This is a genomic window from Enterococcus sp. AZ177 (assembly GCF_050544585.1).
Taxonomy (GTDB): domain Bacteria; phylum Bacillota; class Bacilli; order Lactobacillales; family Enterococcaceae; genus Enterococcus_L; species Enterococcus_L plantarum.
In genome coordinates this window covers 2063277-2083516 of the sequence record NZ_CP172944.1, presented here as the reverse complement: position 1 = coordinate 2083516, position 20240 = coordinate 2063277, and the positions used below count along the sequence as shown (strand labels likewise).

Genomic DNA, 20240 nt, shown 5'->3' with positions numbered 1-20240 from the left:
AGATGAAAAATCGGGGTCGTTTAATGAAAGTAATCTCTCGCTTTTTTCTTGCTTTCCTATCATCTGTATTTTTATTCGCGTTTTTGATTCTGTTGACATTGAGACTCACGTTGTTTAGCGAAAACTATATTGCAAAACAAGCAGCAAAAGCAGATTATTATTCAGAACTAACGGAAGAAATCAATCGCCAAATCGAAAACAGCGCTTTAGGAAGTAATATTCCAGAAGGGGTTTTGAATCAGTCGATCCAGCAAGAGTTAGTGAAGACGGATGTGAATGCCTATTTCAAAGCAATGTACAATACAGGCACAAAGTATACTATTTCTAATGAAAAAGAAATCCACGATACGGTATCTAAAGCCATCATAGAATATATGAAAGAAAAAAATATCCAGATAACACCAGAATCAGAACAAGCGGTAACGAAACTTTCCGACAATGCAGTAACAATTTACAAAGGCTACATCGAGTTGCCTTTTTTAGTTTCCTATGGACGGAAAGTGATGAACTATAAATCGACATTAGTTGTTTTTATGGGTGTTTGCGGTGTTTTATGGGTCCTATTAAGTTTCTCTCTCTATTCTTCATTAAGAGGCTATTTCCATCGTTTATTAAGGTATTGGTCCTATATCTGGACGGGCAGCGGCTTAATGATGCTGGTTGTTCCTGCAATTATTTTAATGCAAGGCTTTTTAAAGAAGCTAGGGATCCAATCGAAAGCGATGTATGACTTTATTCAAACCTATTTATCGAGCTTTTTATGGTTGTTTATTATGATTGGTATTCTTTCTATTGTGGCAGGCGTTGTTTGTGGCATACTTAGCGAGAGCAAGAGAAAAGAATTATTTAGTGCTTAAGGCGCAGAAAGACTTTTATGAACACAAGACAAAAGTGTATAGCGTTTCTTTGAAATGAAGCAATAGTGGTGCAAAGCTAATCAGGTTTTGCCCACTTTCTTTTTTTCTCGTAACGTGATACCATAGATAGCTGGAGGGATGAAGATGTCAAAGAAAAATAAAGATATAGAAGTAAAAATAGAAGAAGCAGAAAAAAAAGTAAATGGTGAAACCATCACAGTAAGTACCTTAACAATCGGCAAAAAAGAAATTGGGCAAGTCTTAGCACAAGATACAAAAAAATTCGCTGTTGTGATCGATGGACGGAATGAAGCAACCGTGAAAACGCTTGATGAAGCGATTGAATACATCATTCGCCAGTGGAATTTAAACGACTAAAATAAATAACAACTTTTTTTCGAAAAAGGCTTGCTTTTTCTTCAAAAGTTTTGTATTATAACTAAGTCAGGTTTTTTACTAAAACCTTTTGGAGGAATAGCGAAGTGGCTAAACGCGACGGACTGTAAATCCGTTCCTTAGGGTTCAGTGGTTCGAATCCACTTTCCTCCATTTTAACCTTTGGGGTATAGCCAAGCGGTAAGGCAACAGGTTTTGATCCTGTCATGCGTTGGTTCGAATCCAGCTACCCCAGTTTTTGTTAGAACAACTCATATTGAGTTGTTCTTTTTTTGACTAAATAATAGAGATAGTAACTTTTGTTCTCTTTTTTCGAATTATGTGATAAAGTGAATGAAAAAGCATGAGGAGTGAACGGAATGAATATCAAAGAGAAAATAACTGAAACAGCAGAAAAAGTTTATGACTTAGCACGTGAAGGCAAATATGATGTCAAAATAAATCTTTTTTCTAAAAAGAAAACGCACGATCAAACAAAAGGTATCCAAGTTGTGTCTGCCCGAGACACTGCTCATACAAAAAAATGGCGTGCGAAAAACCGCTAATAGCGTAGCGAATAAATAATAGCCTGGAACAACCTCGTTTGTGTGTTGTTCTAGGCTATTTTACTTTGGCTGAAAACTATTTATCAATCTCAAGCCCTAAAACAGTCAGGTGGCCGTTTCCAACTAATTTAATAACAAGTCTAGCTAAATGATTAGGAGACATGTCTGTGTCACTTGTGATCCACCAATGAAGCGTTCCTGTAAAGATTGACGTCATATATTCAATGATGAAATCAATCGGTACTTCAATCTCATTTTCCGTGATTTTTAGCTTAGAAAAAATATCTGCGTATTTTTCGTAAATAATATCTGCTAACTTCTTCCGTAATAACTCATTTGAACTACCATCCATGATTGTTAAAAAGAATGTTTTATTTTTTTGAATGTTAATATAAATAGTTGTCAGTAGGGCTTCAATTTGTTTGACTTTTATCCGGTTGCTGACAATAAGCTGTTCTGCATCGATAACAGAGGTGAAGGCATTGATTGCAAAATCAAAAATTTGTTCATAAAGGTCTTGTTTGTCTTTGAAATGAGCATAGAAAGTCGCGCGATTGATCATGGCTTCATCTGCAATGTCTTGGATCGTTATACAGTCATATCCTTTTTCATCTACTAAATGAATGAACGCTTCAATAATCATTTTGTGTGTTCGCATTACCCGAAGGTCGGTTTTCTTTGACATAAAAAATTCCTTTCGAAATAATCAACAATAGTTGAAAGTTTGTTGTTTATCTCACAAATTTGGGTGTTTTGCTTGTTGCAATTCCATTAGAATCTTCCTAAAATATACATAAGTATTATATCAGACACCTTGTAGGATAATCAACAAAGTGTTGCGAATAAAAGGGTATGAAATTTAAGGAGATAACACATATGACATTAAGAGCAGGAATAGACGTCGGTTCGACAACTGTGAAATTGGTAATTATTGACGAAGAAAATCATACCAAATTTGCTAAATATGAACGACATTACTCAGATGTAAAAGCAGCAACCGAAAAAGTATTGAATGAAGCGATGACTGAATTGGGTGAAGAAACGCCGATTACCATGACTATCACAGGATCTGGTGGCATGGGGTTGGCAGATGTTTTAAACATTTCATTTGTTCAAGAAGTGATCGCCTGTACGAAAACAGTAGAGGAAATCATTCCAGAAACCGATGTAGCGATTGAACTAGGTGGTGAAGATGCAAAAATCACCTTTTTTGAAGGAGCATTAGAACAGCGGATGAATGGGAGCTGTGCTGGTGGAACGGGAGCTTTTATTGACCAAATGGCTGTGTTGCTAAAAACAGATGCGAATGGCGTGAATGAACTAGCTAAAAACTATCAAACGATATACCCGATCGCATCAAGATGCGGTGTTTTTGCCAAGACAGATGTTCAACCTTTGATCAACGAAGGAGCCGCTAAAGAGGACATTTCAGCCAGTATTTTTCAAGCAGTAGTCAATCAAACAATTGCAGGACTTGCAGCAGGACGAAAAATCAAAGGGAAAATCGCCTTTTTAGGTGGTCCTCTCTTCTTCATGTCTGAACTTAGAAAACGATTCATTGAAACCTTAGATGTGAAACCAGAAAATATTATTTTTCCAGAAAATCCGCAACTATTTGTAGCGATGGGCGCCGCCATTTATTCGGAAGGGGCTAAATCAACTAGCTTAACAGATTTAATCCACCGTCTGACAAAAGGAGACCAAGAACAATTAAAACCAACCGATACATTAGAACCATTATTTCAAGATGAAGCAGAGCTAAAAGAATTTAGAGTACGTCATGATCAAGCAAAAGCGCAAGAAAAAGCGTTAGCTGATCATCATGGTGTTGCCTTTTTAGGAATCGATGCAGGATCTACAACGACAAAAGTTACGTTGATCGATGAAGAAGGAAACTTATTATTTTCATTTTACGGAAATAATCAAGGACAGCCTCTAGAAACGACCATGAAAGTATTGAAAGAATTATACCAACAATTACCAAAAGATGTCTTTGTTGGAAAATCTGCTGTGACCGGATACGGTGAACATTTAATTAAAAATGCGTTGAAAGTTGATATCGGAGAAGTCGAGACTATGGCTCATTACAAAGCGGCAGATCATTTTCAACCAGGTGTTGATTTTATTTTAGATATCGGCGGTCAAGATATGAAGGCGATGACCATTAAAGATGGTGTGTTGTCCTCGATCCAATTGAATGAAGCGTGTTCTTCAGGTTGTGGTTCGTTTATTGAAACGTTTGCCAAATCATTGAACTTTGATGTAAAAGACTTTGCACTTGAAGCGCTAAGTTCTAAAGCACCCGTTGATTTAGGCTCTCGTTGTACGGTGTTCATGAATTCAAAAGTCAAACAAGTTCAAAAAGAAGGCGCTTCTGTTGGGGATATTTCTGCGGGATTATCATACTCCGTAATCAAAAATGCGATTTACAAAGTAATCAAAGTTCGACGTCCAGAAGAATTAGGAAAGAAAATCGTTTGCCAAGGTGGAACGTTTTATAACGAAGCTGTTTTGCGAGCCTTTGAACTGATCAGCGAACGCGAAGTTGTCCGTCCTTCTATTGCAGGTTTGATGGGCGCGTATGGGGCTGCTTTGATTGCATTAGAAAACTACGAATTAGGACAGGAAACAACGATCCTTGGTCTTGAAGAGTTGGATACGTTTACCGCAGATAAAGAGTTTACGCATTGTGGCTTGTGTGAAAATAACTGCATGATGACTGTGACGATTTTTTCTGACGGACGCCAATTTGTGACTGGAAATCGTTGTGAACGTGGCGCTAGAATCAAAGTAAAAAGAGAAGATCGTAGAGTCAATTTGGTTGACTATAAATACCGTAAACTTTTTAAATATCGTCCGTTAAAAGAAAAAGATGCTATTCATGGCAGAATTGGCATTCCTCGTGTTTTAAATATGTATGAAAATTATCCGTTATGGCATACGTTCTTTACAGATCTTGGATTTCGGGTAGAGTTATCACCACGTTCAAATAAAGAACTTTATGAAAAAGGAATGGAGACCATTCCGAGTGATACAGCTTGTTATCCAGCCAAAATTACGCATGGTCATATTCAAGCTTTGATCGATTCAAACATACCAATGATCTTTTACCCAGGGGTCGTTTTTGAACGGCAAGAATCAGCCGAAGCAGACAATCATTTTAACTGTCCAATCGTACAAAGCTATCCTGATGTTATTCGTAACAATGTAGATGATATTCGCGATGGGAAAGTTGATTATCGTAACCCGTATATTAATTTAGCAAATGAACAATCTGTTGCAAAGGTTTTGAGCGAAACCTTTGCAGACCTAGGAATATCAGAAGAACAAATTACACAAGCATTGCGTCACGGCTATGAAGAGCTAGATTCTTTCAAAGAAGCTATCCGTAACAAAGGGGAAGAAACACTGATAATGCTGAATCAAAAAGGGGAAAAGGGAATTGTTTTATCTGGTCGCCCATATCACCTAGATCCAGAAATCAATCATGGTATTGCGGATGTGATTACACAAGAAGGGTTCCATGTATTGACCGAAGATTGTGTTTCTCATTTAAGTGATGTCGGAAATTTACGTGTTGTGAATCAATGGGTGTATCATTCACGCTTGTATGCTGCAGCTCGAGTGGTAGCGAAATCGAAGAATCTTGAACTCGTTCAGTTAAATTCATTTGGTTGTGGTTTAGATGCAGTTACAACGGATCAGGTAGAAGAAATCATGGATCAATATGGAAAAATCTATACTGTTTTGAAAATTGATGAAGGATCGAATTTAGGCGCGATTCGTATTCGTTTACGTTCCCTAAAAGCAGCTGTTGGGGAGAGAGAAAAAATGAATTTCGAACCAAAACTTCAACACGAGGAACCAGAAAAAATCATCTTTACGAAAGAAATGAAAAAAACGCATACGCTATTATTACCAATGCTCAGTCCGATTCATCAATCTGGTTTAGTAGATGTCGCTTTACAAGCTTCTGGTTATAATGTTGTTTGTTTACCCGCAGATGATCGAGAAGCTGTAAATGTCGGTCTGAAATATGTGAATAACGATGCCTGCTATCCGGCAATTATTTCGATTGGTCAATTAGTTGAAGCGCTAGAAAGCGGGGAGTACGATTTGGATCATGTCAGTGTTATGATGACACAAACAGGCGGCGGTTGTCGAGCAACTAATTATATCCCATTGTTGAGAAAAGCCCTGAATGATGCAGGCTTTCCGCAAGTCCCTGTGGTTTCTGTTTCGATGGGAAACAAAGGTGTTGAGTCTAATCCTGGCTTTAAATTTACATTACCAATGTTGAAACGTGTAGCTGTAGCCTTTTTGTACGGGGATTTATTTGAACGAGTCGTTTATCGCACACGTCCTTATGAAACACAAGTCGGCATGGTTGACGCCCTTCACGCTAAATGGTTAAAACAAATCGAAAAGAATGTCCGTAATGGTTCATTGACCTTATTCAATCGAAATATGAAAAAAATCATCAAAGAATTCGATGAAATCCCATTGAATGAAGTCAAGAAACCTAAAGTGGGAATCGTTGGTGAAATCTTAGTAAAATATTCGCCTACAGCGAATAATGATATCGTTCGTTTGCTTGAAGCTGAAGGAGCAGAAGCGGTTGTGCCGGATATTGTTGGATTTATGAATTATTCATTATACAATCAAATTTGGAAATACGACAATATGGGCATGTCTAAACAAAGTAAAACCTTAGCTCAATTTGCAATTCGGATCATTGAATATGTGGAAAAACCGATGGACAAAGCATTGAGAAATTCCAAACGTTTTGAGGGGCTGAGCTCTATTCATGAGTTAGCTGAAGAAGCAGGGAAGATTCTGTCAATCGGAAATCATACTGGTGAAGGGTGGTTCTTGACTGGAGAAATGATAGAGTTGCTAAAATCGGACGTGAATAACATCGTGTGTATGCAGCCTTTTGGATGCTTACCGAACCACGTTGTGGGAAAAGGTGTAACGAAAGAGTTGCGACGACAATACCCTAAAGCCAACATTGCACCAATCGATTATGATCCGGGCGTATCATTAGTGAATCAACTGAATCGAATTCGTTTGATGATGGCAACAGCTAATAAGATGATGGAAGAAGAAAACGTTCATTCATAAAATAATTTGAATGAATTGGAGCATTGCCAAGCATTCTGCTTCCATGATTTAGACAAATTCTTTGTGAGTGAGAGATAGCGCGAAATGTTATCTCCCACTCACATTTTCCTTTTCTGTAAGGATAACCTCAAATGGAAGTTTCTACTAGTATTCAATTTTGTTTCTTTTTGTTCATACTTCGGTATACAATAAAGAGGAGCCTAAAATCGTTCTTTATTGGAAAGAACATTTTTTTTCGACTGGAGCATACCAAATTGTATCTTTGACTCTTTCATTTGCTATAGTTGGAACTTTTGGTTGTATATGAGGTATATACCAGTTATAATGAAAGGGAATAAAAAGGAGGAAGTAAGATGGTGTCAAGTTTACCGGTTTATATTCAAATCCACGATAAAATTAAAGAGGACATTGAACATGGTGTTTGGAAGATTGGAGACAGGCTTCCATCAGAACGAGAGCTGGCGATCCATTTCAACGTCAGTCGAATGACGTTGAGGCAAGCGATTCAAACACTTGCAGATGAGGGGATTTTGGAACGTAAAATCGGTTCAGGAACCTATGTTGCCCGCAAAAAAGTACAAGAAAAAATGACGGGAACAACCAGTTTTACAGATATCATGCTTTCGCAAAATCGGGTCCCTTCCAGCCGGACTGTTTCCTATTATGTAGCTAAACCAAGTTCTAGCGAGATGGAAAAATTAAATCTGAAAGAAAATGAACAAATCGTACGCATGGAGCGGATTCGGTTTGCGGATGATTTGCCGATTTGTTTTGAGGTTGCGAGTGTGCCATACTCGTTAGTAGATCAATATAGCAAAGCGGAAATCACAAATTCTTTTTATAAAACGCTAGAAGAAAAAGGCAACAATAAAATTGGTCATGCGAATCAGACCATTTCGGCGATGTTAGCTTCAGAACAAATTGCAGATTATTTAAAAATAAAACGTGGTGATGCAATTCTTCGTTTACGTCAAATCTCTTATTTTGACAACGGTACACCGTTTGAATATGTACGAACACAATATGTAGGGAACCGTTTTGAATTTTATTTAGAAAAATAAACAAAAAAGGAAATGAATCATGTCGTCTCATCTTTAGTGAAGAGTCGTCAACAGTCATTTCCCTTTTTTTATTGTGTTAAATCAATATTTTTACTGATCCAATAAATCAAAATGCCGCCAACCGTCATAGACAGTAATTCACCGATTGCAACTGTTAGCCATGTGTAGAAAAACGGAAGATGATAAAAATAGGTCAATTGTCCAGCAACCGTAAACATCGAAAGTGAACAAATAATTGCTGTTAAAACCATTTTCTTGATAGGGCTTTTTAACTGTTTTGTTACATAGTAAGATAAAAGCAATACAAAAAATGTTGATACACTGCCGATGATGACATCAACTAAACCCAAAGGTGAAGCAATGTTTGAGATGGCTACCCCTAATGTTACGGCTGGAATGTACCGTTTGTTGAACAGTGGCAAAAAGTTAAATAGTTCTGAGAATCTGAGTTGAATAGCACCAAAACTAAAAGGCGCTAAAAAAATTGTGACAACGACATAGAGTGCCGTGATCAAAGCCATTTTTGTCAAAGAAATGACAGACCAGGCGTTAGTCTGGGTGTTTGGATTATTCATTTGTGTTCTCCTTTGTAAAACAGATGCTCTGTTTTAGTAATAACTATGACCAAAGGAAGTGACAAGAGAATACTGCCAACTGAAGTGTCATAGTGTTGAAACTGGTGAAGCTAGCTTGTAAAAACTGCTTGACTGCTTTTTATGGTATCGAAAATCAGAGCATTTGTAAAGCAGTTATGATCATTTCAGTAGATTATTTTTCCAACCAACCACCATCGATTGTCATGACGGTTCCATGAATATAATCTGCTTGCTCGCTTGCCAGAAAAAGGGATAACGAAGCAACTTCCTCCGGTTTAGCCCAACGTCCAGCTGGCGTTTCGTTCGCAACCCAAGCCGCCATTTTTCCATCACCAGCAAAATCAGCGGCATTCATGGGGGTTTGAATTGCACCAGGAGCAATCGCATTTGCGCGAATACCTTGTTTCACGTAGTCATGATCCAATTGTTTAGTATAGCCGATAATAGCGTGTTTTGAGGCAGTATAGGCTGCTCCGCCACCACCTGCAACCATACCAGCAATCGAAGCCATATTGATGATTACGCCGTGTTTTTCTGCTAACATTTGCGGTAAAATTTGGTTGGTCACTAAAAAAGTTCCTTTTAAGTTGATCGATAATACGCGATCCCACATAGCTTCTGTTATTTCCAAAGTCGGTGTATAGTCATCCAAAATACCAGCAGTATTCAGTAAGATATGGATAGGACCAAATAAGCTGTTTGCTTGTTTAACTGCAGCCGCGATATCCCTTTTTTCGGAAACATCGCCAATGTAAGCAGAAAATTGTCCAGTAACATCAGTTGTTTTTTCTATTGTTGCAGCTAAGCCAATCTGATCAAGATCGAAGCCTAATACATTGGCTCCTTGATTTGCAAAAGCAACGGCTTGTGCTTGTCCTATACCAGAAGCTGCGCCAGTTATAAAAATCGTTTTTTTTCTATATTCATCGAAATGCATCCATGGCCCTCTTTTCTTGATGCTATAAGAAAGGGTGTGGGACAAAAGTAAAATCACTTTTGTTTCACACCCCATATGCGAATAAACGGTGGGAGTAGAAGCAATCACTACGCTTCGCTTCGATCACATCAAATTCTAAGTGCTAAAGCACTAAGATTTGAAGGCTTCGAAAATAAGCTTTTGTCCCAGACTTTTTTATAGAATCTTTAATCAACGCTGACGATTTTCCAGTCTTCTGCCAAAACGTCACATGGCGTTGGTGAAAACATACTATATCCCTCGTCGGATGTTTTGATCAAAAAATAGGGAGTCACTTGAAGAAATGTACCATCCGATGTGCCAATCTCATCCCTGATCTCAATGTACAATTCAAACCCGCCCCAACCTTCTCTTACCGCTTTTGCCCCGTTTTTTATATGAGGTAATACTTCTTCAAATGTCATCTGTTTGCTCCTTTTTTATAATTGGTAATTCATGATAAGAACATTCGCCTTCTTCAAAAGTGACTTGTCCGTTTAATAGCTCCACGATTTCTGACAAAAATTGCTCGGATCTTGCCTCATCTACCAAGCAAATCACCTCAACATGTTCTCCGTAAATCGTGTCTTTTAGAGTATATGGATTGTGCTCCATAAAGTTTTGAACGCTACCTAGGTTAGGATAACTGATTGTTAAACGAATTTCTAGCTGTAATTTTCCTTCAACCAATCCAATAGCATTCAAGGCATGAGAAACTGCATGACTATATGCCCGAATCAACCCGCCAGCGCCAAGTTTAGTACCACCGAAATAACGAGTGACAACAGCGACGACATTGATCAATTCCTGTTTTTTTAAAACTTCTAGCATAGGGGTTCCGGCTGTTCCACTAGGTTCACCATCATCATTACTACGCTGAATCTCGCTTTTTTCACCGATCACAAACGCGCTGCAATTATGAGTGGCTTTCCAATGCTCTTTTTTCTTTTGAGCAATAAATTCTTTGGCTTCCGCTTCTGAATAGACTCGTTTAAGAGAGCAGATAAAACGAGATTTTTTTATCTCGATTTCACTTTCCCCGTCAGAGCGAATGGTAAAATAACGATCAAGCATCTGCTCAGTCCTTTACTACATAATACTTCAAGTATAAAAAAAATAAAGGAGAGAAGCAACTATTCTCTACAAAATAGAGAAGAGACCATCATTTGCTTCTTTAAACTTTTATGAGATAATCATTAAAAAGAGAGGGAATATAGTAAAGCTAGTTCCTGGTAAATAAAGCTATAAAAAGAAAGAAGGAGTGACTGATTTGGCAAAAGAGCGTCAAAAGAAATATGATAGCGTTACCCATTATTTAACAACCAATGGCGGGTCACAAGTAACTTTAACGTTTACTCAGTTTGACGAGTTACTTTTCCCACATTCAGGACTTCCTAAAACGGCACGCACAGATGTCGATTGGTGGGCAAATGATCACAAACATCCTGAAAAAGGTGCATATGGTTGGCTCAATGCTAGTTATCAAGTTGTACAAGTCAATATTGGAAAAGAATACGTAGTTTTTAATAAATTACTGAAATCTAAGTGGCTTTTTTAAATTGCAAAATCAGAATAACTCATAAGCGGGAAGCGTTGACAAAATTCAGTTTTTTACTATACTATGGGTAAAGAGAATATAAACAGTATTATATTATCATTAGAATAAGGAGATGGCTAACATGGCTAAAAAAACAATTATGCTTGTATGTTCAGCTGGTATGAGTACAAGCTTACTCGTAACAAAGATGCAAAAAGCAGCAGATGCACAAGGTTTGGATGCAGATATATTTGCAGTTTCTGCTTCTGATGCAGATAACAACCTAGAAAGTAAGCCCGTGGATGTGTTATTATTAGGCCCACAAGTTCGCTTTATGAAAAATGATTTTGAGAAACGTTTGGAACCAAAAGGCATTCCTTTAGAAGTAATCAATATGGCAGATTATGGCATGATGAACGGGGAAAAAGTTTTACAACAAGCATTGAATCTAATTGAAAATAACTAGTACAATAAGTGAGCCAAGACTTGTTTTAAGTTTTGACTCACTTGTTTTGTTTTTTACTCGAATTGAATGTCAATTTCATTTTCTTCATCTGACTAAGCAACTCATTTAACTAAATAAAAAGCGACTTATTTTTGGGAAAAGAATGAGTCGCTTTTTTCATGATGTCCTAGATAACGACTTAAAAAGTTGAAACAAGAAAAAATAGTCCGTTAAAATTGCGTAAGTTAACAATGGAGGGGATAAATGAAAGAGTTATGGGGGAGAAAAGTTTTAAAAAAAGAAATTGAACATATCGAACAAGCTGAACGACAGAGCCAAAAGCTGGTGACAATGCAAGATGTGAATGAAAAAACTATTCAATGTTTACGCTGTGGTCAGATTCACAATAAGAACACAGTCCAACTGGCGAATCGTCATTATTTTTGCCCAGCGTGCATTCAATTAGGCAGAGTAGATACTAGTCATGAGTTTTATCATTTACCTGAACCAAACCCAGTTAAGAGAACGGTCAATTTTGCTTGGGAAGGGCAACTCACTGAAGGGCAACAAGCAGTATCCAATGATCTTTTAGAATCGGTGAAGAAAGGTGAATCTAGAATGATCTGGGCGGTTACCGGTGCTGGAAAGACCGAGATGTTGTTTGAAACGATCCACTATTCTTTAGAACACGGCTTTCGCGTTGGGATTGCCTCGCCTAGAGTAGATGTTTGTCTGGAACTTTTCCCTAGAATACAGGCTGTTTTTCCAGAGGAGCCAACGATTCTTCTTCATGGAAAGATGGAAGAACAGTATCGCTATACTAAGCTTGTAGTATGCACAACCCACCAACTATTACGTTTTTTTCAAGCATTTGATGTATTGATCATCGATGAAGTAGATGCTTTTCCTTTTGTCGATAACGAACTTTTACAATACGGTGTCGGTCAAGCAATCAAGCAAACTAGTTCACTTGTTTATCTCACTGCAACGCCAACCAAAGAATTAACAAAAAAAACAGCTCAAAATAAATTAAAAACGAGCATTTTACCAGCGCGCTATCATCGAAGAGTCTTGCCGGTCCCAAAATTGAAATGGTGTTCTAAGTGGCATGAGAAAATAAAGAAAGGGAACAGTCCTAGAACCCTTGTAACGAAAATTCGCACATTAGTGACAAAAAATGATGTCCTGATTTTTTGTCCAAGTATTTCTTTAATGGAAAAGTTGAAGGAAGCTGTTGAAAAGCATTTTCCAGAAGTACCATTAGCATGCGTTCATTCACAGGACCCAGAGCGATTAGAAAAAGTTCTAAAGATGAGAAACAAGGAATATCGAATTCTATTGACGTCCACTATATTAGAAAGAGGCGTGACGTTTGATGGTGTTTCGGTGATTGTTTTAGGAGCAAATCATGATGTTTTTGCAACATCAGCTCTTGTTCAAATTGCTGGTAGAGTCGACCGAAGAAAAGAATACACTGCTGGGGAAGTCTGGTTCTTGCATGACGGCTGTACGAAGGCAATGAAAGAAGCGATAAAGCAGATCAAAAAAATGAATACATTAGGTATCGAGAGGGGCTTGATTGATGAGATGTAATTATTGTAGTCAAAGGATCACCAGAAATTTAACAATCAAGGAAATTTTTTTGCCACAAAAAATAGTGTCAGAACAACTGTGTTCCCAGTGTGTCAAAGAATTCATATTATTGGAAAGAAAAGGAAGCTGTTATGGATGTCAACGTCGGTCTAACAATACATACTGCAATGATTGCATAAGATGGCAACAGCTTTATCCGAAGTATGATTTTCATCATGAAGCCCTTTTTTCATACAATCCAGCGATGCAAGAATGGTTTGAAGAATACAAATTTAAAGGGAATTATGGACTTAGATATAGTTTTAGGGAATTTTTGCAGACATACTTCAAGCAAAAAAAGAACTTTTTGGTGATCCCGATGCCGATTTCAACTGAACGAATGAAGAGTAGGGGCTTCAATCAAGTTGAAGGCTTATTGGATGCAGCGAATATCTGTTATCAGCCCTATCTTGTTCGTTTTGCAGATAGCTTATCGCAAGTGCAAAAAACAAGGAAAGAACGAATGGCGTTAAAACAACCTTTCAAACTGACGCTAGAAGGGCAAAAAGCTGTCCTAAATAAAGACATCCTTTTAGTGGATGATATTTATACAACAGGTCGGACGATTTTTCATGCTGCACAGGTTATTTTGGAAAATGATCCTTCAAAACTGTATACGTTTTCTATCGCGAGATAGCAGAACAATTAAAATAAAAAATCGACCGCAATTTGGTTGGCAAAAGGAATATAATTCGTTATAATAGAATTAAGAAGAAGGATAACAGAGTGGTCCTTTTATTCCTTCTTTAGTGGCAGATGAAAGGGGTAATCGTTATGTTTAGATACAATGTGCGTGGAGAAAACATCGAAGTTACTGAAGCAATCCGAGACTATGTAGAGAAAAAAGTTGGTAAACTAAAACGTTATTTCAGTGATTCACCTGAAGCGACTGTTCATGTTAACTTAAAAGTCTATACTGAAAAGACAGCAAAAGTCGAGGTTACTATTCCTCTACCTTATTTAGTTTTACGTGCTGAAGAAACATCACCTGATTTATATGCAAGTGTTGATTTAGTTGTAGATAAATTAGAACGACAAATTCGTAAATTTAAAACAAAAATTAACCGTAAATCTCGTGAAACTGGGATGAATACTGCTAAAGCAGCTATTTTCTTAAATGGTGAAGAAACACCAGACGAAACGCCAGAATTAGACATCGTTCGTACAAAACGTCTTTCATTAAAACCAATGGATAGTGAAGAAGCTGTTTTACAAATGAATATGTTAGGACACAACTTCTTTATCTTTGAAGATTCAGAAACAAATGGAACCAGTATTGTTTACCGTCGTAAAGATGGCAAATATGGTTTAATTGAAACAGATTAAGTCCCTTTGATTTAACAAGGTTATCAAAGGTCGATTATTTTAAACTATTCGATTTGGAAGAGACTGAAGCAAGACGGCATACGTTTTGCCGAAGTCTCTTTTCCTTATTTTTAGAATATGTACATAAAAAGTGATATAATATATTATTAATATTAAGAGAAGTTATTTCCTTTCTTAGCAACTAGTGATAAAATAGAAAGGATGATTGTGCATTTAGTGCAAAAAATAAATAGAGCTTATTGAAAGGAACACTTAAAAACATGGCTAATTTTTTAAAAAAGATGATTGAAAATGATAAAAAAGAACTAAAACGCTTGGACGGAATTGCTGGTCAAGTGGAATCTCATGCTTCAGCTATTGCAGCATTGAGCGATGAAGAATTAAAGGCAAAGACAGATGAGTTCAAATCTCGTTACCAAAAAGGTGAAACACTAGATCAATTATTACCAGAAGCTTTTGCGGTAGTTCGTGAAGCAGCAAAACGCGTCTTAGGATTATATCCGTACCGCGTTCAATTAATGGGTGGTATTGTCTTACATGATGGGAACATCCCAGAAATGAGAACGGGTGAAGGGAAGACGTTGACTGCTACAATGCCAGTTTACTTAAATGCATTGACTGGCGAAGGGGTTCATGTAGTAACAGTCAATGAATATTTAGCAACCCGTGACTCTGACGAGATGGGCGAATTGTATAATTTCTTAGGCTTAACAGTCGGACTGAATATCAACTCAAAAACATCAGAAGAAAAACGTGATGCTTACAACTGCGACATTACCTACAGTACTAATAATGAATTAGGGTTTGATTACTTACGTGATAACATGGTTGTTTATCGTAATCAAATGGTACAACGTCCATTGAATTATGCAATCGTAGATGAGGTCGATTCAATCTTGATCGATGAAGCTCGTACGCCGCTGATTATTTCTGGACAAGCAGAAAAATCAACAGCACTTTATACACGTACGGATAATTTTGTTAAACGTCTAAAAGAAGACGAAGACTACAAAATCGATGTTCAATCTAAAACAATTAGTTTAACCGAAGCAGGTATTGAAAAAGCAGAAGAAAACTTTGGTTTAGAAAATCTTTATGATATTGAAAATACAGCCTTGACACATCATATGGATCAAGCCCTACGTGCGAACTTTATCATGTTACGTGATATCGATTATGTGGTTCAAGAAGGGAAAGTCTTGATTGTTGACCAATTTACTGGTCGTATCATGGATGGTCGTCGTTATTCAGATGGGTTACACCAAGCGATTGAAGCTAAAGAAGGCGTAGAAATCGAAGATGAAACAAAAACAATGGCAACAATCACATTCCAAAACTATTTCCGTATGTACAAAAAATTAGCTGGGATGACGGGGACTGCTAAAACAGAAGAAGAAGAATTCCGTGAAATTTATAACATTCAGGTTTTCCAAATTCCAACAAACCGTCCAATCGTTCGTGATGACCGTGCGGATTTATTATACCCAACACTACAAAGTAAATTTAAAGCAGTAGTTCAAGACATCAAAGAACGTTACCATAATGGTCAACCCGTTTTAGTTGGTACTGTAGCTGTTGAAACGTCTGAATTATTATCAGAGTTATTAAATCAAGAAAAAGTGCCGCATGAAGTGTTAAATGCGAAAAATCACTTTAAAGAAGCTGAAATCATCATGAATGCTGGTCAAAAAGGAGCGGTAACGATTGCGACCAACATGGCTGGTCGTGGTACTGATATCAAGCTTGGTCTAGGCGTTATTGAACTCGGCGGTTTAGCTGTGATTGGTACAGAACGTCATGAATCACGCCGTATCGATAATCAATTGCGTGGGCGTGCAGGTCGTCAAGGGGATCCAGGGGTTTCTCAATTCTATCTATCACTTGAAGATGATTTGATGAAACGTTTTGGTTCAGAAAGAATCAAAGCGTTCTTGGATCGTATGAATATTGAAGAATCAGATGCAGTGATCCAAAGTAGAATGTTAAGCAAGCAAGTAGAGTCAGCGCAAAAACGTGTTGAAGGGAATAACTATGATACACGTAAGAATGTCTTGCAATATGATGATGTAATGCGTGAGCAACGTGAAGTGATTTATGCACAACGCCAAGAAGTTATAATGGAAGATAAAGAATTGACTGATACATTACTAAATATGGTGAAACGTACGATCACACGTGTGGTAGACAGCCATACACAATTAGAAAAAGAAAATTGGAATCTTGATGGAATTGTTGATTTTGCTTCTTCTACATTGGTTCATGAAGATTCTATTTCTAAAGCAGATTTAGAAGGGAAGTCACCAGAAGATATCAAAGATTACTTAGTGAAACGTGCTCAAGAAGTCTATGATGTCAAAGTAGAACAATTAAATGGGCCAGAACAAATTCTAGAATTCCAAAAAGTTGTCATATTACGTGTTGTAGATACAAAATGGACAGATCACATCGATGCGATGGATCAATTACGTCAGTCTGTGGGCTTACGTGCGTATGGACAAAATAATCCATTAGTTGAATATCAAACAGAAGGCTACAATATGTTTGAAGAAATGATTGGAGCCATTGAATACGAAGTAACGCGTCTATTTATGAAATCTGAAATCCGTCAAAATGTGCAACGTGAACAAGTTGCACAAGGTGAAGCTGTTCATCCAACAGAAGAAGATGAGCCTCAAAGTAACACAAGTGCTAAGAAGCAACCTATTCATGTTGACGAAAAAATAGGCCGTAACGATCCTTGTCCATGTGGGAGTGGCAAAAAATACAAAAATTGCCACGGTAAAGATCAATAACAAGCGATGAAGGTGAGGCGTTCGCCTCGCCTTCATTTATTTGTAAACTAGCGTATTGAAAGTGAAAGGAAGAAAATATCATGGAAAATGCTGAAATCCGAACTATTTTAGATGAAATGAATCAATCAATTACTAGCTTCAGGGGGTCTCTTTGACTTAGATCAGTTAGAAGAAGATATCGCAGAAGCCGAAAACAGAATGGCAGAACCTGGATTTTGGGATAATTCAGAAACCGCGCAACAGTTGATTAATGAAACCAATTCTTACAAAGAAAAATATCAACAATTTCATCAATTTGCAGATGAGCTGGAAGAATTAGAAATCATGAGTGAGATGCAGCAAGAAGAGTACGATGCTGATACGCAGGTGGAACTGGAAGAACGTTTATTGACCCTAAAGGAAAAATTAAGCATTTATGAACTTTCTTTATTGTTAAACGAGCCATATGATAAAAATAATGTTATCATGGAACTTCACCCAGGAGCTGGAGGAACTGAATCACAAGATTGGGGTAGCATGTTACTTCGGATGTATACTCGTTGGGCTGAAAGCCATGGGTTTCAAGTTGAAACATTGGATTACCAATCTGGAGATGAAGCAGGTATTAAAAGTGTGACTCTTCTTATTAAAGGATATAATGCATATGGTTATCTGAAATCCGAAAAAGGTGTGCATCGTTTAGTCCGTATTTCTCCATTTGATTCGGCAAAACGTCGTCATACGTCTTTTTGTTCGGTTGACATTATGCCTGAATTGGATGAAAATGTTGAGATTGACATCAATACCGATGATTTAAAAGTCGATACGTATCGTGCGAGTGGAGCTGGTGGGCAGCATATCAATAAGACCGAATCAGCGGTACGAATTACGCATATTCCGACTGGAACCGTTGTTGCAAGCCAAGCTCAACGTTCTCAACTTAAAAACCGTGAGCAAGCAATGGGGATGCTTAAAGCAAAACTTTATCAACTAGAAATGGATAAAAAAGCCCAAGAAGCAGCATCATTACGCGGTGAACAATTGGAGATTGGATGGGGCTCGCAAATTCGTTCCTATGTTTTTCATCCTTATTCAATGGTCAAAGATCATCGTACCAATTATGAAACAGGAAATGTACAGGCAGTAATGGATGGAGACTTAGATGGATTCATTGATGCTTACTTGAAACAAAAATTAAATTGATCAATTTACAGAAATGAAATAAAATTGTAAACTGTTGAAAGAGCCTTGAAACAAAGTCATGTTATAATGGTTGATAGTCTAGAAAACAGAGATGGAGAGAATACGCCATGATTGAAATGAAAGATGTAATGAAGAAATACTCGAATGGTACAACTGCTATTCGAAATATTTCAGTAGAAATAAAACAAGGTGAATTCGTTTATGTTGTTGGCCCTTCTGGAGCCGGAAAATCAACGTTCATCAAATTAATGTACCGTGAAGAAAAAGCAACAAAAGGACGTTTGAAAGTTGCCAGTCATGATTTAATGAAAATAAAAAATTCAGAAGTTCCTTACCTTAGAAGAGAAATCGGGATTGTCTTTCAGGATTACAAATTATTGACAAAAAAAACAGTATATGAAAATGTTGCCTATGCAATGCAAGTTGTTGGGCGTAAACCAAGAGATATCAAGAAAAGAGTAATGGAAGTTCTTGATTTAGTTGGTTTAAAACATAAAGTTAGAGTATTCCCAAGTGAACTATCTGGTGGGGAACAACAACGTGTTTCTATTGCTCGAGCAATTGTAAATACACCAAAAGTGTTGATTGCCGATGAACCAACAGGAAACCTTGACCCGGAAAACTCATGGGAAATCATGAAATTGTTGGACCGGATCAATGCTCAAGGAACAACGGTTGTAATGGCAACACACAACAGCACGATTGTAAACACGATCCGTCATCGCGTAATCGCCATCGAAAATGGCCGGATTATTCGAGACCAAGCGGAAGGAGAATATGGCTACGATGATTAGAACGTTCTTTTCTCATGTCCTAGAAAGTATCAAAAGTTTAAAACGTAATGGGTGGATGACAATTGCTTCAGCCAGCGCCGTTACAATTACTTTAGTTCTTGTTGGGATTTTTATGGCAGTAATTTTTAATGCAACAAAATTAGCAAAAGACATTGAAGAAAACGTAACAGTTTCTGTTTTCGTTGACATCGGTACAACACCGGATGAAATGCAAAAACTAGAAAAAGATTTAAATAAAATCGACAATGTAGAAACAATCTCCTATTCAAATAAAGACAAACAATTAAAGAAAATCCAAAAACAAATGGGTGAAGCTTGGAACTTGTTTGAAGGTGACAGCAATCCATTGTACGATGTGTATTACGTAAGTGCGAAAGAACCATCAGATACGAAAGAAATCTCAGCAAAAGCAGCAAAACTACCGAATGTATTTAAAGCGGATTATGGTGGCGTTTCTTCCGATAAGATTTTTAGTATCGCAGGAAAAGTTAGAACATGGGGACTAGGTGCCGCAATATTACTATTGTTTGTTGCAGTATTCTTAATTTCTAATACGATTCGAATTACGATTATTTCGCGCCAAAGAGAAATCCAAATCATGCGTTTGGTTGGAGCAAAAAATGGTTATATTCGTTGGCCTTTCTTTATAGAAGGAGCTTGGATCGGTTTGATTGGTGCGATCATTCCAATTTTGGTACTAACGTTTGGCTATCAAAAATTTTATACATTGTTCAATCCACAATTGCTAAGTTCAAATTATTCATTATTAAAACCTGAATCATTTGTTTGGCAGATTGATGTATTGATGATCGTCATTGGTATGACGATAGGATCACTCGGATCTATTATCTCAATGCGTCGCTTCTTAAAAATTTAGTGAACTTAAAGAAGTTGGGATAGAATATGATGTAATCGAAGCAAAGCATAATAGTTGCTTATGCTTCAACCGTTTATCCGGATTCCTTAGGGGGTGGGGTGTGACTCGTAGAGTCATGTCC

The 20240-nt window shown here is 37.4% G+C and carries 19 protein-coding genes and 2 tRNA genes; 16 read left to right on the top strand and 5 right to left on the bottom strand.

Annotated elements, in window-relative coordinates:
- Positions 1 to 2: 2 nt before the first annotated feature.
- The 5 genes from IGJ34_RS10195 (at position 3) to IGJ34_RS10175 (ending at position 1798) form a co-directional block, all read left to right on the top strand.
- A complete protein-coding gene (locus IGJ34_RS10195; RefSeq protein WP_430597391.1) occupies positions 3 to 857 on the top strand; it encodes a hypothetical protein in 855 nt (284 codons plus the stop codon).
- Positions 858 to 1001: 144 nt separating this feature from the next.
- Entirely contained in the window at positions 1002 to 1235 is a 234-nt protein-coding gene (locus IGJ34_RS10190) for a DUF2969 domain-containing protein (RefSeq protein WP_010760759.1), read from the top strand.
- Positions 1236 to 1325: 90 nt separating this feature from the next.
- Positions 1326 to 1406: transfer RNA gene (locus IGJ34_RS10185), tRNA-Tyr, on the top strand.
- A gap of 10 nt (positions 1407 to 1416) precedes the next feature.
- Positions 1417 to 1488, top strand: a tRNA-Gln gene (locus tag IGJ34_RS10180).
- A 124-nt stretch (positions 1489 to 1612) separates the two neighbouring features.
- Complete coding sequence (locus IGJ34_RS10175; RefSeq protein WP_111247344.1) at positions 1613 to 1798, top strand: hypothetical protein; 186 nt, start codon at positions 1613 to 1615, stop codon at positions 1796 to 1798.
- A 76-nt stretch (positions 1799 to 1874) separates the two neighbouring features.
- On the opposite strand, the gene IGJ34_RS10170 is transcribed toward IGJ34_RS10175, so the two are convergent.
- The gene (locus IGJ34_RS10170; RefSeq protein WP_069655573.1) at positions 1875 to 2483 is read right to left on the bottom strand and encodes a TetR/AcrR family transcriptional regulator; all 609 of its coding nucleotides are present in this window, start codon (positions 2481 to 2483) and stop codon (positions 1875 to 1877) included.
- 191 nt (positions 2484 to 2674) lie between these two features.
- Here IGJ34_RS10170 and IGJ34_RS10165 point away from each other — a divergent pair, with 191 nt between their 5' ends.
- Positions 2675 to 6922, top strand: coding sequence for an acyl-CoA dehydratase activase-related protein (locus IGJ34_RS10165; RefSeq protein ID WP_430597390.1), 4248 nt, complete (start codon positions 2675 to 2677; stop codon positions 6920 to 6922).
- Between the two features lie 353 nt (positions 6923 to 7275).
- The gene (locus IGJ34_RS10160; RefSeq protein ID WP_069655575.1) at positions 7276 to 7983 is read left to right on the top strand and encodes a GntR family transcriptional regulator; all 708 of its coding nucleotides are present in this window, start codon (positions 7276 to 7278) and stop codon (positions 7981 to 7983) included.
- 68 nt (positions 7984 to 8051) lie between these two features.
- On the opposite strand, the gene IGJ34_RS10155 is transcribed toward IGJ34_RS10160, so the two are convergent.
- From IGJ34_RS10155 to IGJ34_RS10140, 4 genes are all read right to left on the bottom strand, one after another.
- Positions 8052 to 8558 (bottom strand): QueT transporter family protein, encoded by a 507-nt coding sequence (locus tag IGJ34_RS10155; RefSeq protein ID WP_069655576.1) that lies wholly within the window; start codon positions 8556 to 8558, stop codon positions 8052 to 8054.
- 193 nt (positions 8559 to 8751) lie between these two features.
- Positions 8752 to 9516, bottom strand: coding sequence for a 3-oxoacyl-ACP reductase (locus IGJ34_RS10150; protein WP_430597389.1), 765 nt, complete (start codon positions 9514 to 9516; stop codon positions 8752 to 8754).
- Between the two features lie 206 nt (positions 9517 to 9722).
- Positions 9723 to 9959: a DUF2829 domain-containing protein gene (locus tag IGJ34_RS10145; protein ID WP_069655578.1), complete on the bottom strand. Its 237-nt coding sequence runs from the start codon at positions 9957 to 9959 to the stop codon at positions 9723 to 9725.
- Entirely contained in the window at positions 9949 to 10608 is a 660-nt protein-coding gene (locus IGJ34_RS10140) for a YigZ family protein (RefSeq protein ID WP_430597388.1), read from the bottom strand. Before IGJ34_RS10140 ends, IGJ34_RS10145 begins: the two co-directional genes overlap by 11 nt.
- Positions 10609 to 10804: 196 nt before the next feature.
- Between IGJ34_RS10140 and IGJ34_RS10135 the strand changes: the two genes are divergently transcribed.
- The 9 genes from IGJ34_RS10135 (at position 10805) to ftsX (ending at position 20119) form a co-directional block, all read left to right on the top strand.
- A complete protein-coding gene (locus IGJ34_RS10135; RefSeq protein ID WP_069655580.1) occupies positions 10805 to 11092 on the top strand; it encodes a DUF7662 domain-containing protein in 288 nt (95 codons plus the stop codon).
- A gap of 121 nt (positions 11093 to 11213) precedes the next feature.
- A complete protein-coding gene (locus tag IGJ34_RS10130) occupies positions 11214 to 11537 on the top strand; it encodes a PTS sugar transporter subunit IIB (RefSeq protein ID WP_069655581.1) in 324 nt (107 codons plus the stop codon).
- Between the two features lie 243 nt (positions 11538 to 11780).
- Positions 11781 to 13109 carry a DEAD/DEAH box helicase gene (locus IGJ34_RS10125; protein WP_430597387.1) on the top strand — a complete coding sequence of 443 codons (1329 nt, stop codon included), beginning with the start codon at positions 11781 to 11783 and terminating at the stop codon, positions 13107 to 13109.
- Positions 13110 to 13218: 109 nt separating this feature from the next.
- The gene (locus IGJ34_RS10120) at positions 13219 to 13785 is read left to right on the top strand and encodes a ComF family protein (protein ID WP_430597386.1); all 567 of its coding nucleotides are present in this window, start codon (positions 13219 to 13221) and stop codon (positions 13783 to 13785) included.
- A 137-nt stretch (positions 13786 to 13922) separates the two neighbouring features.
- Positions 13923 to 14474: a ribosome hibernation-promoting factor, HPF/YfiA family gene (hpf, locus tag IGJ34_RS10115; RefSeq protein ID WP_430597385.1), complete on the top strand. Its 552-nt coding sequence runs from the start codon at positions 13923 to 13925 to the stop codon at positions 14472 to 14474.
- Between the two features lie 260 nt (positions 14475 to 14734).
- A complete protein-coding gene (gene secA / locus IGJ34_RS10110) occupies positions 14735 to 17266 on the top strand; it encodes a preprotein translocase subunit SecA (protein WP_111247350.1) in 2532 nt (843 codons plus the stop codon).
- A gap of 80 nt (positions 17267 to 17346) precedes the next feature.
- Positions 17347 to 18448 (top strand): peptide chain release factor 2 gene (gene prfB / locus IGJ34_RS10105; protein WP_111247351.1). Its coding sequence is split into 2 segments (ribosomal slippage): positions 17347 to 17418 and positions 17420 to 18448, totalling 1101 coding nucleotides; the frame shifts between segments, so codons are not numbered across the junction.
- A gap of 107 nt (positions 18449 to 18555) precedes the next feature.
- Entirely contained in the window at positions 18556 to 19242 is a 687-nt protein-coding gene (gene ftsE, locus IGJ34_RS10100) for a cell division ATP-binding protein FtsE (protein WP_069655586.1), read from the top strand.
- Complete coding sequence (ftsX, locus tag IGJ34_RS10095; RefSeq protein ID WP_069655587.1) at positions 19235 to 20119, top strand: permease-like cell division protein FtsX; 885 nt, start codon at positions 19235 to 19237, stop codon at positions 20117 to 20119. The genes ftsE and ftsX overlap by 8 nt, the downstream gene beginning before the upstream one ends.
- Positions 20120 to 20240 lie beyond the last annotated feature (121 nt).